The 14,028-nt window shown below is 54.3% G+C and carries 12 protein-coding genes and 1 tRNA gene; 8 read left to right on the top strand and 5 right to left on the bottom strand.

Features of this window, described 5'->3' with window-relative positions; genetic code table 11:
* Nucleotides 1–56: 56 nt before the first annotated feature.
* Nucleotides 57–1,310, bottom strand: coding sequence for a tyrosine--tRNA ligase (tyrS, locus tag Q0835_RS12895; protein WP_298820614.1), 1,254 nt, complete (start codon nt 1,308–1,310; stop codon nt 57–59).
* A gap of 133 nt (nt 1,311–1,443) precedes the next feature.
* Nucleotides 1,444–1,662, bottom strand: a complete 219-nt coding sequence (locus Q0835_RS12890; protein WP_298820461.1) for a hypothetical protein — start codon at nt 1,660–1,662, stop codon at nt 1,444–1,446.
* A 169-nt stretch (nt 1,663–1,831) separates the two neighbouring features.
* Between Q0835_RS12890 and Q0835_RS12885 the strand changes: the two genes are divergently transcribed.
* On the top strand, nt 1,832–2,101 hold the full coding sequence (locus tag Q0835_RS12885; RefSeq protein ID WP_152501562.1) for a tyrosyl-tRNA synthetase: 270 nt from the start codon (nt 1,832–1,834) through the stop codon (nt 2,099–2,101).
* A 114-nt stretch (nt 2,102–2,215) separates the two neighbouring features.
* On the top strand, nt 2,216–3,268 hold the full coding sequence (locus tag Q0835_RS12880) for a P1 family peptidase (RefSeq protein ID WP_298961739.1): 1,053 nt from the start codon (nt 2,216–2,218) through the stop codon (nt 3,266–3,268).
* Between the two features lie 68 nt (nt 3,269–3,336).
* Here the strand turns inward: Q0835_RS12880 and glnA are convergent, their stop codons facing one another.
* Both glnA and Q0835_RS12870 read right to left on the bottom strand, forming a co-directional pair.
* Nucleotides 3,337–4,746 carry a type I glutamate--ammonia ligase gene (glnA, locus tag Q0835_RS12875; RefSeq protein ID WP_298820466.1) on the bottom strand — a complete coding sequence of 470 codons (1,410 nt, stop codon included), beginning with the start codon at nt 4,744–4,746 and terminating at the stop codon, nt 3,337–3,339.
* A 125-nt stretch (nt 4,747–4,871) separates the two neighbouring features.
* On the bottom strand, nt 4,872–5,210 hold the full coding sequence (locus Q0835_RS12870; protein ID WP_298820467.1) for a P-II family nitrogen regulator: 339 nt from the start codon (nt 5,208–5,210) through the stop codon (nt 4,872–4,874).
* A 371-nt stretch (nt 5,211–5,581) separates the two neighbouring features.
* Here Q0835_RS12870 and Q0835_RS12865 point away from each other — a divergent pair, with 371 nt between their 5' ends.
* Nucleotides 5,582–7,117 carry an NAD(P)H-hydrate dehydratase gene (locus Q0835_RS12865; protein ID WP_298961736.1) on the top strand — a complete coding sequence of 512 codons (1,536 nt, stop codon included), beginning with the start codon at nt 5,582–5,584 and terminating at the stop codon, nt 7,115–7,117.
* 88 nt (nt 7,118–7,205) lie between these two features.
* Nucleotides 7,206–7,290 (top strand) — tRNA-Leu (locus Q0835_RS12860).
* A gap of 91 nt (nt 7,291–7,381) precedes the next feature.
* Here Q0835_RS12860 and Q0835_RS12855 read toward each other — a convergent pair.
* The gene (locus Q0835_RS12855) at nt 7,382–8,194 is read right to left on the bottom strand and encodes a murein L,D-transpeptidase family protein (protein WP_298961733.1); all 813 of its coding nucleotides are present in this window, start codon (nt 8,192–8,194) and stop codon (nt 7,382–7,384) included.
* Between the two features lie 226 nt (nt 8,195–8,420).
* Between Q0835_RS12855 and Q0835_RS12850 the strand changes: the two genes are divergently transcribed.
* The 4 genes from Q0835_RS12850 to clpX all read left to right on the top strand — a co-directional run bounded on the left by Q0835_RS12850 (nt 8,421) and on the right by clpX (nt 13,768).
* Nucleotides 8,421–9,752, top strand: a complete 1,332-nt coding sequence (locus Q0835_RS12850; protein WP_298962042.1) for an NAD(P)/FAD-dependent oxidoreductase — start codon at nt 8,421–8,423, stop codon at nt 9,750–9,752.
* A 331-nt stretch (nt 9,753–10,083) separates the two neighbouring features.
* On the top strand, nt 10,084–11,433 hold the full coding sequence (gene tig, locus Q0835_RS12845) for a trigger factor (protein ID WP_298820475.1): 1,350 nt from the start codon (nt 10,084–10,086) through the stop codon (nt 11,431–11,433).
* 201 nt (nt 11,434–11,634) lie between these two features.
* Nucleotides 11,635–12,270 (top strand): ATP-dependent Clp protease proteolytic subunit, encoded by a 636-nt coding sequence (locus tag Q0835_RS12840; protein ID WP_298820477.1) that lies wholly within the window; start codon nt 11,635–11,637, stop codon nt 12,268–12,270.
* A 232-nt stretch (nt 12,271–12,502) separates the two neighbouring features.
* On the top strand, nt 12,503–13,768 hold the full coding sequence (clpX, locus tag Q0835_RS12835; protein WP_298820479.1) for an ATP-dependent Clp protease ATP-binding subunit ClpX: 1,266 nt from the start codon (nt 12,503–12,505) through the stop codon (nt 13,766–13,768).
* Nucleotides 13,769–14,028 lie beyond the last annotated feature (260 nt).

The following is a 14,028-nucleotide window of genomic DNA, read 5'->3' as shown; positions in this document are numbered from 1 at the left end:
CCAACAAAAAAGGCCGGTCAAAATAAACCGGCCTTTTGACAGATTTTCGCGATTGTTCAGACAGGCTTCAAGAGCACGTGCTTTTTCTTTCCAAGTGACAGTTTGACGATTCCGTCTTCGGTGACATCGTCCAGGGACAGTTGCCGGCGGTCATTCTGCTCGCCCTTGTCGTTGATCTTGACCGCGCCGCCCTTGATGTTGCGCCGGACATCACCGTTAGAGGCACACAGTCCGGCGGTAACAAACGCAGACAATACGCCAAGGCCTGCTTCAAGGTCGGCCTTGGAGATTTCGACTGTGGGCAAGCCCTCGGCAGACTGGCCTTCCTCGAAGGCCTTGCGGGCCGTTTCAGCTGCGATCTCGGCTTTATCGCGACCGTGGATCAGTGCAGTTGCCTCAGTTGCGAGAATTTTCTTGGCTTCGTTGACTTCCGCTCCCTGAAGCCCAGCCAGTCTCGCGACTTCATCCATAGGCAGCACGGTGAAGAGTTTCAGAAAACGCTCGACATCGGCATCTTCTGTGTTGCGCCAATATTGCCAATAGTCATAGGCGGAAAGCTGTTCCTCATTCAGCCAGACGGCTCCGGCTGCGGTCTTGCCCATCTTGGCGCCTGAGGCCGTGGTCAACAACGGGGACGTCAGAGCATATGCTTCCGCTTCACCAAGGCGGCGTACAAGGTCTGTTCCGGAAAGGATATTGCCCCATTGGTCCGAGCCACCCATCTGCAGCCGGCAACCGGTCCTGCGGAAAAGCTCCAGATAGTCATACCCCTGCAAGAGCATGTAGTTGAATTCCAGGAAAGACAGATGCTGTTCACGCTCAAGGCGAAGACGGACCGAGTCACGTTGGATCATCTGATTGACCGAGAAATGCCGGCCAATATCCCTCAGGAAGTCGACATAATTCAACTTAAGGAGCCAGTCGGCATTGTCCAGCATGAGTGCATCGGTCGGACCGTTTCCAAAAGTCAGAAGCTTTTCGAAGACTTTTTTGATGCCGGCCTTGTTCTCTTCAATATCTTGCTCGGTCAGCATCCGGCGGGTTTCGTCCTTGCCAGATGGATCGCCGACACGGGTTGTGCCGCCGCCCATCAAGGCGATCGGGCGGTGCCCGGTCTTTTGAAACCAGTGGAGCATCATGATCGGGACAAGTGAGCCGGCGTGTAGGCTCGGCGCAGTGCAATCAAAACCGATATAGGCGGTTACGGTCTCTTTGGCACAGAGCGCGTCGAGCCCGTCTGGATCGGAGATCTGGTGAATAAAACCGCGTTCTGAAAGAACGTTTAGAAAGTCCGATTTGAACTCGCTCATGCCTGCCTGTCCGTCCGTAGTCATCTTCTGCGCCCTTAAGCGCACTGTTGGACGTGCTCTAGCGCGTGCTGCCTGCGATGTAAATTGCAGCACAAGGGAAAACGGGACGTAGTTGCAGCTTGACCGGTAAAGATCAGTTGGGAGTGCGTCCCAAAGGACGAACCTTCAGGCACACATACTTCAATTGGCCTTCTTCCCAGGCAATGCGTAACTCTTCGCTCAAGGTTCGAGGTACTAGTTCATCCAACACTGCCTGGCATTCAGCCTCGGTTTCAAAAGTGCCTTCGTCACTTACGGGCCACACATTCGGACCGGTCAGCATTTGGATGGAAACTGCAAGAATAGCCCACATACAGAATCACCTTTCTTTTGTGATTTACATCATAAAATGTAACAAAGCTGCCGCTGATCATGTCAAACTAACCCAACGTGATGACAGTCACAGTCAAACAATTGCGGCAAGTCTATGTTCTTCTCATCGGCGCAGCGAATTGCGCCAGGATCAAAAGAGAGGACTTGACATGTTTCGTAAGTTCGCAATCGCCGCCGTTACTGTTGCCACCGTCGCAACTGCCGCCGTTTCCATGACACCGAGCGAAGCTCATGCAAAGAACCGTGCCGGTGCCGTTGCCGCCGGAGCGATCTTCGGCCTTGCAGCAGGTGCAATTATCGCATCCCAGGCTCGCCCGCGTTATCAGCCGCCGGTTCGCTGCAGCTATCGCCCGATTACCCGCTGGGATGCTTATTATGGCCGTTACGTTGTCGTAGGTCATCGTCAAGTTTGCTACTAAGATTTTTCAAGATCTTGCCGCTTGCGAATTGCCTCCTCCGGGAGGCTTTTTCGTATTGTGAAGTGTGTCGTTTCACTTTCAAATACGGAACCCGCGAATCTTGCCCGGTGTTCCATGTCTTTTTACCCGCTTTCACCGTCACGCCGCTTTGGTCTGATCTGTGGCTCGCTTGAGCCGGGACCCACCAATTCGATCTCTGATGTCAACGGCGTGTCCGTTGGACACAAGACAATGCGGCGCGGGGAGTTGAACACAGGGTTCACTGCCCTGTTGCCGCATCCCGGGAATGTCTTCCAAGAGAAGCTTTCTGCGGGTGTCGAAATCATAAATGGCTTTGGAAAAAGCGCGGGACTGATTCAGGTTGACGAGCTCGGGACGCTTGAGACGCCGATCCTCCTGACAAACACATTTGCGGTTGGCAGTGGCGTCAACGCATTGATCCGCCAAACAATCATGAAAAATCCGGAGGTGGGTCACACGACAGGCACAGTGAACCCGGTGGTTCTGGAATGCAATGACGGGTATTTGAGCGACATTCAGGCCATGTCTCTTACCGAGTCCGATGCAATTGCAGCACTCCACGCGGCTTCGCCCGAAGTCGAACAAGGCAGTGTCGGCGCAGGAGCAGGCATGAGCGCATTTGGTTTCAAAGGCGGCCTTGGATCGGCTTCCAGGGTGTTCGAACTGGATCGCGGTCGATTTGTGCTGGGGGCTCTTGTTCTGGCCAATTTTGGCCGCTCAGGTGACCTGATCTTGCCGGACGGTCGACGTCCGGATCCGAAGGAACTCCAGTCTTCGGAAGAACGCGGTTCGGTTATTGTGGTGCTTGCGACCGACGTGCCGCTTGAGAGCCGGCAGTTGAAACGTGTTGCGAAGCGGGCAGGCGCGGGCCTTGCCCGTCTCGGTGCGTTTTATGGAAATGGCAGCGGAGATATCGCGCTGGCATTTTCCACTGCTCAAAAAGTTCTTCATCAGGAAGAGAGAGATTTTGTTGATCGCCGGTGCCTGAACGAGGACCGGATTGATATCCTCTTCAGAGCGGCTGCGGAAACAACACAAGAGGCTGTCTTGAATGCGATGATCGCGTCGCCTGCGATAAAGGGCAGAAATCGGCACGAGAGGCCATCACTTGCTGATTGGCTTCAAGACACATCGAACCAGCTTTAAGGCACGGACACAACAAAAAAACCCCGGCGGTACCGCCGGGGTTTTCCATGTTGCAAGGTACGATCCGATCAGACGGAGTAGTACAGGTCGAATTCGACCGGATGCGGGGTCATTTCGTAACGCTCGACTTCTTCCATCTTCAGTTCGATGTAAGCGTCGATCTGGTCGTCATCGAATACACCGCCGGCTTTTAGGAACTCACGGTCAGCATCGACAGCTTCCAGAGCCTCACGCAGCGAGCCACAAACTGTCGGGATTTCTGCAAGCTCTTCTGCAGGCAGATCGTAGAGGTTCTTGTCCATCGCATCACCCGGATGGATCTTGTTCTTGATGCCGTCGAGACCAGCCATCAGCAGTGCGGAGAAGCACAGGTACGGGTTGGCAGTCGGATCCGGGAAGCGGACTTCGACGCGCTTGGCCTTCGGAGACGCCGTGAACGGAATACGGCAAGATGCGGACCGGTTGCGCGAGGAATATGCGAGCAGAACAGGAGCTTCATAACCCGGAACCAGACGCTTGTAGGAGTTGGTGGACGGGTTGGTGAAGGCGTTGAGGGCCTTGGCGTGCTTCAGAATACCGCCAATGAAGTAGAGGCAGGTTTCGGAAAGGTCTGCGTACTGGTTGCCGGCGAATGTTGGCTCACCGTCTTTCCAGATTGACAGGTGACAGTGCATGCCGGTGCCGTTGTCGCCGAAGACCGGCTTCGGCATGAAGGTTGCGGACTTGCCGTAAGCATGTGCAACCTGATGAACAACGTATTTGTAGACCTGCATGTTGTCAGCGCAAGTGGTCAGAGCGTCGAACTTCATGCCGAGTTCGTGCTGAGCTGCAGCCACTTCGTGGTGATGCTTCTCAGTCGGAACACCCATTTCGCCCATCACGGACAGCATTTCGGAGCGGATGTCCTGTGCGCTGTCAACTGGCGGGACCGGAAAGTAGCCACCCTTGGTGCGCGGACGGTGGCCGAGGTTGCCTGTCTCGTATTCAGAACCCATGTTGGACGGCAGTTCTGTGCTGTCCAGAATAAAGCCGGTGTTGTAAGGGTCGGCGTTGAAACGGACGTCGTCGAACATGAAGAATTCGGCTTCCGGACCAACATAGATCGTGTCACCGAAACCGCCGGACTTGACGTATGCTTCTGCCTTTTTGGCGGTCATGCGCGGGTCGCGGTTGTAACCTTCACCGGTGATCGGGTCGACGATGTCGCAGAAGATCGCCATTGTGGACTGCGCGAAGAACGGATCGATGTGAGCTGATTCCGGATCCAGGATCAGCATCATGTCAGACTCGTTGATGGCCTTCCAGCCAGCAATGGACGATCCGTCGAAAGCAACGCCTTCGGCAAACATGTCTTCATCGACAAGAGCAACATCCATCGTGACGTGCTGCATTTTACCGCGCGGGTCGGTAAAACGCAGGTCGACGAATTTCACGTCCTTTTCCTGAATCTCCTTCAGGACTTCAGCGGCAGTGGTCATAGTGTCCATCCCTTAATTATCATGTGAACGGTTGGGTATTGTTCCGGCCCTGCTGAGGTTCAGATCGAGCTCTTTCAGACGCTGGACCGGAATTCGGATAGCCGGCGAATGCCGGAATAGGTGGGTTAGATGGCGTCAGTGCCGGACTCGCCGGTTCTGATGCGAACAGCTTCCTCGATGTTAGACACGAAAATCTTGCCGTCACCAATGCGACCTGTTTGCGCGGCGGATCGGATCGCGTCAACGGCTTTCTCGACCATTTCGTCACCAAGCACGATTTCGACTTTCACCTTGGGGAGAAAATCCACGACATACTCAGCGCCGCGATAAAGCTCCGTGTGGCCCTTCTGGCGACCAAAGCCCTTGGCCTCGGTCACAGTGATGCCCTGAAGGCCGACTTCCTGCAGAGCTTCTTTAACCTCGTCCAATTTGAAGGGCTTGATGATCGCTTCGATCTTTTTCATCACCTTGTGTCTCTCTCCACTTGTCAGGCCGTGAGTGCTCGGCTGGTCGTTAGTTTTCCGGTTCTCGTAGAGACAAGCAGACCCTACGGGCCCGGAGGGACCGTTGACCGCATCAAAGCATGATGTGTGCCAACCCAAGTTGTGCATGTGCAAAAATTTGAAGGGCCGGGAATTCCGCCAAAAAAAACAGCAATTCAAGCAGTGCAGTTTCGGAGAACACACGCGGCCCATCATGGAATTGACTACATACTAGGCAAATCGCCTAATTAATAGGCGGAAATTGTGTTGCTTCCATCATCAAAAGGTTGGATCTCGACAAAACTGATCCTCGCTTGCAAAGGTGGGGCGGCAGGATATCGAGGTTCGAACCAATGGCAACAGACTTGCGCTCAACACTTCCTATATTGCTGTCGCCCACCGAAATGGGACAGGCCGACAGGCTGACTATCGAAAGTGGTGTCGCAGGCATTGAGCTGATGGAGCGGGCTGGGCAGGCGGTGGCGCGTGCCGCCTTCGAAATGGTATCCGCGGGAGCGCGGATCGTGATCCTTTGCGGGCCCGGAAACAATGGTGGTGACGGTTTTATTGCAGCACGATGCCTTGCCGCGATGGGGTACGGTATCGACGTGCTTTTGACCCACACGGCTGACAGGCTCAAAGGAGACGCTCTTATGGCCTTTGAGAGGATGGGTTCGCCTGCCGAACTCATCGATGAAGGCAAAGAGGGGCAAAAACTTCTTTCCACGCGTTTGGGCAGAGCGGACCTGATCATCGACGGTCTATTCGGCGCCGGACTCGACCGGCCGCTTGAGGGTAAGATCAGGCATGTTGTTGATGCGGTGAATGGCAGCGGCATGCCAGTGCTGGCCATCGACCTTCCGTCTGGTGTCAACGGTGCCAGCGGCGAGGAACTCGGATCTGCTGTCAGAGCGCAAAAGACAGTCACCTTCTTTCGCGAAAAACCCGGCCATATACTTTTTCCTGGTCGGGCACTTTGTGGGACCGTTGTTGTGGCACAGATCGGCATCCGGCCAGAAGTGCTTGATGGCATCAAGCCGCAAGTCTTTGAAAATTCGCCGGAGCTCTGGAGACATGCCTGGCCGATGTCAGGTCAGCAGGGCCACAAATACACCAGAGGGCACGCCGTCGTATTCAGCGGCCCGGTGTCTTCAACCGGCGCTGCCAGACTGGGCGCTGCCGCAGCACTGCGTGCCGGGGCCGGGCTTGTAACGCTGGCATCGCCACCAGATGCGATGATGGTCAACGCCTGCCATTTGACCGCTGTCATGCTGAAAAAACTGGTTGGCGAAACGGCTGTCCAGGATTTGCTTTCTGACAAGCGGTTTTCATCGGTTCTGATTGGTCCCGGATTCGGCATTGGTGCTGAGACCCGCTATTCAGTCGAGGCCATTCTTTGCGCCAGTCGAGCAACCGTTCTTGATGCGGACGCCTTGACCAGTTTCTCTGAAAGCCCCGACACTCTTTTTTCCCTTATCAGGCTAAGTGACGCGCCGGTTGTTCTGACACCTCACGAGGGCGAGTTCGCGAGGCTTTTCCCACCGGCCGAAGGCAACAAGCTCGCGCGTGCACGTTTGGCAGCAAGGCTTTCAGGCGCGACGCTCATATTGAAGGGGGCGGATACCGTCATCGCTTCACCTGATGGCCGGGCTGCGATCAACCGCAATGCACCGCCATGGCTCGCCACGGCGGGTTCCGGTGACGTTCTTGCCGGTATCTTGACCGGTCTGCTCGCACAAGGCGTGTCAGGCTTTGAAGCTGCCTGTCAGGCGGTTTGGCTCCATGGAGAAGCTGGGAACATTGTCGGGCCAGGACTGATTGCTGAAGACCTTGCCCCGGCGCTCAAAGATGTGCTGCCAGCGCTTGTGGACAAATTGGGTGAGGGGTAGGGCGACAGCCTCGTTTTTCCTTTGACGGAAAAGTCAGTGGTGCTATAGAGGCCCCGCTTCATCGGCAGAGCGACAAGGCTTCTGCAGTGCGGATGTGGTGAAATTGGGAGACACGCCAGATTTAGGTTCTGGTGCCGCAAGGCGTGGGGGTTCAAGTCCCTCCATCCGCACCAAAAATTCTACGCGTTCCTGTCCTTTGACCTGGCTGAATGCAGCGTAGATCGAATGAGGCCCCACCAAATGCAATCGAATACGGCGATCTGCTCAATCGGCCCCGTTTTGCTGTGGCTTTTGGCGGAACAGGTGATTGGCGGCTTTACCAAAATTCGGCGTATCCACAATGAGATAACGCTTGTTTGCAACCTCGATTGACGGTGGCATGCCTGTCTTTTCAAAGGCGTCATGCCCCTCTTTCAAATTCTGCCAAAAGTCAGACCACACAGAGGATTTGTGCAGGTTTTTATTTTCGTCTGTCATTCGGAATGGAAATACATGCACATCAAAGGCTTCCTCTCCGCCTTTGAAAGCTTCATTTGCAGCCAAATAGATCTCTTCAATGCCCGCGTCCGTCATCGCATAGCAGCCGATTGAGACACAGCTTCCATGGATCATCAAGAAGCTGCCGGTCCGGTCAAGAGCGCGGTCATAAGCGTTGGGAAATCCCAAATTGAAGGAAAGGTGATAGCGGCTGTTCGGGTTCATGAGCCCGCGCGTGACCTTGTAGAAACCCTCTGGGCTTTGCCTGTCACCTTCCTTTAGCTTTGGTCCGAGCTCACCTGAAAAGTTGCAAATGGGATATGTTCTGAAGCGCTTGTAGCCACTGATGGTTGCCACCCAGAGCTCAAGCTCGCTGGTAGCCTTGAAGACCCGGACAAAGACGGGTGCGCCAAGCCTCAGACCCTTTTCAGCAAACTCTTCTTCCAGCCTTGGCAGCACTTTTGCCTCGACGTTTTCCAGGCGCTCAGAATTCGGTAGCTTGCCTTGCGCGAAGACAGAGGTCATCAAAAGCGAAAAAACAGCGGTCGAAAACAAACCTGAGAGCAGCAGAAAAAGGTGTTTTCGAGCAGGTTGCTTCAAGCAAAATCTCCAGAACGCTGGGTGTTTGCGACCGTGCGGAGGCAAATTTAGCCTGCCAAGTTTGTAAGAGTTTGGGCGGGATGCCCAGTCAAGTGGCTGAGCCTACTTGAAAGTATCGACCAACTACGGCCGAATTGGCGTTGCAGTCAGTTTAATGATTAAAGGACACAACGATCAGAGTGGCAAAACCTTTATGATGCAACGGATAAGCAGACGGCACTTGTTGATGCTTTCAGCCGGGTCTGTGATGGCAACGTCCACTTTGATGCCGCGCTATGCGCGGGCCGCACAGACGAGTTTCGACGTGATTGTGATTGGGGCTGGAATTGCGGGCCTTGCTGCGGCAGGCATGCTCACCGAACTCGGATATACCGTCGTCGTTTTGGAGGCAACGAACAAGGTTGGTGGCCGGATCAGAACTGACTGGCGGTTGGGCGCACCCTTTGAAGTTGGTGCCGGTTGGATACATGGCCCGCACAGGAACCCGATATCAGGTCTCGCAGCCAGCATTGGGGCACCCACCTTTGTGACCAAAGATGACAGTTTCGGGGTCTATTCACAAACGGGAGAGCGGCAAGCAAGTCAGCGAATTTATGATGCCTATGAAGACCTTACCGAGCTCTATCAGAAAATTGATGCGCGTGTAGGTGCCGGCCAATCACTCGAAGCTGCACTTCGTTCGTTGCCTGGCAAGGGCTTGGAAGACCCTGTTTTGAACTGGATGGCGAGCGCCTACACAGAGTTCTCGAACGGAAGTTCCCTCGAGACATTGTCCGCCTATTATTTTGATGAAGACGATGTCCTCGAAGGTGACGACGTCATTCTCCCTGAAGGCTATGATAAAATACCCAAGGCATTGGCGGAAGGATTGGACATTCGCTTCAATGCCCCCGTTGAAGCTGTCGAATATGAAGAAGGCGAGGGAGCTACCGTTCTGAGCGCCGGCGGAGTGTTCGAAGCCGATTACGTGGTTTGTTCCGTTCCACTTGGCATGCTCAAGCAGCAACGTATTAGCTTTGATCCACCCTTGCCAAAAAAGCATCTGACACATATCGGCAATCTAGGCTTTGGAAATGTCACAAAGCTCGCTCTCAAGTTTGAAGACCCATTTTGGCCGCTGGACATTCAGTATTTTGGCTATATGGGCGAACCAAGAGGGCGATGGAATTACTTCCTGAACTACCGCACGTTCAGTAACGAAAACATCCTTTTGGGCGTTAGTGTCGGCGCTTATCCTCTGGCGGTTGAAAAGCTTACAAACACCGAAATGGTGGCCGACTGCATGGCAGCCATCCGTGCCATGTTCGGAACCAGAGCGCCTGAGCCTGTCGCGCATATTGCGACCAGATGGTCGCAAGACCCTTGGACCGGTGGCGCTTATTCCTATTCGAAAGTGGGCAGTTCACCGCGGGATTTTGACGGACTACAGGAGCCTGTCGCCGATACACTTCTTTTCGCAGGCGAACATACGGACTTTGCCTTTCACGGTACAACGCATGGTGCTTACCTGAGCGGTTTACGTGCCGCAGAAACGATTGACGAGAAATTGGCGGACTGAGGAAACTTTCACCGATTGAGGAAATTCGACCCAAAGTCGAAACATGTGTCTAGAGGTCAGTGATTTGCTGACGGTCTGAGAGATCCGGAACCTTCTTGCTCCCAGAACGAAATTCCGCATGTCATATCGCTGCGATTTCCCTGTATCCCCTTGACACTTCGGACCCCAAGCAGTATCGCGCTCCCATCGTGCGTCTCGGACTCCGTCCAAGGCGATGCGCTGCTGTTTGAACGCTTCCGGAAAAAGGGAAGTACCGGCAGTGCGGCACACGGAATTTTAAAACAAAACCTCCGGGGCGGATTGCCGCTCGGGATTGAGGACGACTAAACCCATGCAGGTAACCGAAACCCTCTCTGAGGGCCTCAAGCGAGAGCTGAAAATCGACATTCCGGCTGGTGATCTTGCCGCCAAGCTGGAAGACTACATGGCCGATATGAAATCCAAGGCCAACATCAAGGGCTTTCGTCCGGGCAAAGTGCCGCTTGGACACCTGAAGAAAATGTATGGCCGTCAGGCCATGGCGGAAATCCTGTCCAACACCATTCAGGAAACCACGCAGAAAGCCGTAGAGGAGCGCTCCGAGCGCCCGGCACTGACACCGGAAATTGATCTTCCGGAAGAAGATGCTGAAAAGATTATGGCTGGCGACGCCGATCTGTCATTCAAAATGACCTACGACGTTCTGCCCGATTTTGACATTGTCGATTTTGCCGGCATCGAAATCGAGCGCCCGGTCGTTGAGATCGAAGACGGTGAAGTCGACGAACAGATTGCCGAAATCGCAAAGAACAACACTCCGTTCGATACCAAGGACGGTGCTGCTGAAAATGGCGACCGGGTCACAATGTCTTACCTCGGCAAGATCGACGGTGAGCCGTTTGAAGGCGGTGCAGACGAGAACGGTCAGCTGGTACTGGGTTCAGGTCAGTTTATTCCAGGCTTTGAAGATCAATTGATCGGCGCCAAGGCTGGCGATGAAAAGGTTGTTGAAGTTTCCTTCCCAGAGGACTACCCAGCAGCCCACCTTGCCGGAAAGGCTGCGGCTTTCGACGTAACCGTCAAGGAAGTTGGTGCGCCGGGTGAAGCAGCCATCGACGATGAGTTTGCCAAGGGCCTTGGTCTCGAATCACTTGAGAACCTGAAAGAAATTGTTCGTGGTCAGATTGAAGGTCAGTTCGGCCAGATGACCCGTCAGCGCGTGAAGCGTCAGCTTCTCGACAAGCTTGACGAGCACTATTCTTTCGAACTCCCGGAAAAACTGCTCGACAGTGAATTCGATGTCGTCTGGCGCCAGGTCGAAGAAGACATGAAGCGCAACGAAAAGACCTTCGAAGACGAAGACACGACGGAAGAAGAGGCGAAGGCTGAGTATCGCAAGATCGCCGAGCGCCGCGTGCGCCTAGGTCTGGTCCTGTCCGAGATTGGCGAAAAGAACGGCATTCAGGTCACTGACGAAGAGCTGCAGCGCGCGCTCTATGACCGCGTGCGCCAGTTCCCGGGTCAAGAACAGCAGGTGTTTGAGTTCTACAAGAACAACCAGCAGGCCCTGGCAAGCCTTCGTGCTCCAATCTACGAAGAAAAAGTCGTCGACTACATGCTGGAGCTTGCCAAGGTAAGCGACAAAACGGTGACCAAGGAAGAGCTCGAAAAGCTGGTCGCCGACGACGAGGAAGACGCGTAAGCTTTTTCCCCCATATCCCCAGATGCGGCAGCGGTTTTAACTTTGCTTTCATGCCGCATCTGTCATGACTTTGCGTTGAGGGCGACATCTCATATATACGGGATGTCGCTTTTTTCGAGTCAGGCCATGAATCGATGCGCTTCACGGCCTGTTTCAAGCCAGGGAATCATCCCGGCATCATCTCAAGCATATGGATGAGGTATGAAGGATCCTGTCGATATCTACATGAACACACTCGTGCCAATGGTTGTCGAGCAGACAAACCGGGGCGAGCGGGCCTTCGATATCTTCTCGCGCCTGCTCAAAGAGCGCATCATATTCCTGACCGGCCCGGTCGAGGATCACATGGCAACCCTGGTCAGTGCGCAGCTTCTTTATCTGGAAGCGGAGAATCCGAGCAAGGAAATCGCAATTTACATCAACTCACCAGGTGGCCTGGTGACATCTGGTCTTGCGATTTACGACACAATGCAGTTTATCCGCCCTGCGGTATCGACCCTTTGCATTGGCCAGGCGGCCTCTATGGGGTCTTTGCTGTTGGCAGCCGGCCACAAGGACTTGCGTTCTATTCTGCCCAATGCCCGCGTGATGGTTCATCAGCCTTCAGGCGGTTTCCGTGGGCAGGCGGCGGATATCATGCTTCATGCACAGGAAATCCTGGCTATGAAGCACCGGTTGAATGAAATCTACGTGAAGCACACCGGACAAAGCCTCGATCAGGTTGAAGAAGCGCTTGAGCGTGACAACTTCATGACTGCTGAAAAGGCTAAAGAATTCGGTATTGTAGATAATGTCATCACGGACCGTTCAGGTCTTGGTGGCGAAGAGACCGAATAATGGGCTTACCTGGTCTTAAGCAAAGATTGAATTTCTTTGATTGAGACCGGGAAAACCCCAATTGATGCCGGGTTTTCATCTTCGCCTTAAACCTATATTGATTTTTAATGGCGAAGCATGGTGACATCGGACTTAAAGAAGGGGTGCTTCGGCGTCTCTTCGGTACCGGTAGGTCCGGATGGACCTGACCGGCTGAATAGGGGAAACGCCCCACAAACGCGAGGTTGACTACATGACCAAGGCCAGCGGCAGCGATTCCAAGAATACGCTTTACTGCTCCTTTTGCGGCAAAAGCCAGCATGAGGTTCGCAAGCTGATCGCCGGCCCGACTGTTTTCATTTGCGATGAATGTGTCGAGCTGTGCATGGATATCATCCGTGAGGAGAACAAATCCTCGCTGGTGAAGTCTCGGGACGGGATCCCGACCCCTCAAGAGATCCGCGACGTTCTGGATGACTATGTCATCGGACAGGGCAGTGCCAAAAAGGTACTGTCGGTCGCCGTTCACAATCACTACAAGCGCCTGAATCACGCATCCAAAAGCAATGATGTGGAACTGGCGAAATCAAATATCCTTCTGGTTGGCCCGACTGGGTGCGGCAAGACGCTGCTAGCGCAAACGCTTGCCCGTATTCTGGACGTGCCGTTCACCATGGCGGATGCAACGACACTTACCGAAGCCGGCTATGTCGGTGAAGATGTTGAAAACATCATTCTGAAGTTGCTGCAGTCTGCTGACTACAACGTCGAGCGTGCGCAGCGCGGCATTGTCTATATCGATGAAGTCGACAAGATAAGCCGGAAAGCGGACAATCCTTCGATTACGCGGGACGTGTCAGGCGAAGGTGTCCAGCAGGCGCTTTTGAAGATCATGGAAGGCACGGTGGCTTCCGTTCCGCCGCAAGGTGGGCGCAAACATCCGCAGCAGGAATTCCTGCAAGTGGATACCACCAACATCCTGTTCATCTGCGGTGGTGCGTTCGCTGGTCTCGACAAGATTATCTCCGACAGGGGCACCCAGTCGTCGATAGGTTTCCAGGCGCAGGTTCACGCACCTGAAGACCGTCGTATCGGTGAGCTCTTTGCCGAGCTGGAACCGGAAGACCTGTTGAAATTCGGTCTCATTCCGGAATTTGTCGGTCGCTTGCCGGTGATCGCAACGCTGGAAGATCTGGACGAAGATGCGCTGGTGACGATCCTGACGGAGCCTAAGAACGCTCTGGTCAAGCAGTATCAGCGCCTGTTCGAAATGGAGCAGGTCGAGCTGTCTTTCCACGAAGACGCGCTCAAGGCGATTGCCCGCAAGGCGATCGACCGCAAGACCGGTGCGCGTGGTCTGAGATCAATTCTGGAGTCAATCCTGCTCGACACGATGTACGAGCTGCCGGGTCTCAAAGGGGTCAAGGAAGTGGTGATTTCACCGGAAGTCGTAAAAGGAGAGGCGCGTCCGCTCTATATCTACGAGGACCGTGAAGAAAGCTCCGCCACAAGCGCCTGATACCTTTGACGGTCAGTTGAAAATAAAAGTGAATAAATGCCGCTCCATTGGGGCGGCATTTTGATTTTTCTCACCGAATTTGTTGGCGAAACGTGTTTTCCACCGTAGGTGTGAGTCGTCAACAGACAAGGCTTCTGCAATCGGCCTGATTGCCTTGACACCGGCGGGTCTGGTGTCCACCTAATAGGGCTAAAGAATGGCTCGCGCTGACCATCGGTGCGCCCAGCAGGGGTGCCGGGGTCAGGCCACTCGGTTCTTGT

The organism is uncultured Roseibium sp., assembly GCF_947499295.1.
GTDB lineage: Bacteria > Pseudomonadota > Alphaproteobacteria > Rhizobiales > Stappiaceae > Roseibium.
This window is presented reverse-complemented; position numbering and strand designations above follow the sequence as displayed.

Bases quoted from the DNA above. Each gene is read 5' to 3' on its own strand.
- tig (WP_298820475.1), top strand. From the start codon at position 10,084: ATGCAGGTAACCGAAACCCTCTCTGAGGGCCTCAAGCGAGAGCTGAAA.
- Q0835_RS12840 (WP_298820477.1), top strand. From the start codon at position 11,635: ATGAAGGATCCTGTCGATATCTACATGAACACACTCGTGCCAATGGTT.
- Q0835_RS12850 (WP_298962042.1), top strand. From the start codon at position 8,421: ATGCTTTCAGCCGGGTCTGTGATGGCAACGTCCACTTTGATGCCGCGC.
- glnA (WP_298820466.1), bottom strand. From the start codon at position 4,746: ATGACCACTGCCGCTGAAGTCCTGAAGGAGATTCAGGAAAAGGACGTG.
- Q0835_RS12890 (WP_298820461.1), bottom strand. From the start codon at position 1,662: ATGTGGGCTATTCTTGCAGTTTCCATCCAAATGCTGACCGGTCCGAAT.
- Q0835_RS12885 (WP_152501562.1), top strand. From the start codon at position 1,832: ATGTTTCGTAAGTTCGCAATCGCCGCCGTTACTGTTGCCACCGTCGCA.
- clpX (WP_298820479.1), top strand. From the start codon at position 12,503: ATGACCAAGGCCAGCGGCAGCGATTCCAAGAATACGCTTTACTGCTCC.
- Q0835_RS12880 (WP_298961739.1), top strand. From the start codon at position 2,216: ATGTCTTTTTACCCGCTTTCACCGTCACGCCGCTTTGGTCTGATCTGT.
- Q0835_RS12870 (WP_298820467.1), bottom strand. From the start codon at position 5,210: ATGAAAAAGATCGAAGCGATCATCAAGCCCTTCAAATTGGACGAGGTT.
- tyrS (WP_298820614.1), bottom strand. From the start codon at position 1,310: ATGAGCGAGTTCAAATCGGACTTTCTAAACGTTCTTTCAGAACGCGGT.
- Q0835_RS12865 (WP_298961736.1), top strand. From the start codon at position 5,582: ATGGCAACAGACTTGCGCTCAACACTTCCTATATTGCTGTCGCCCACC.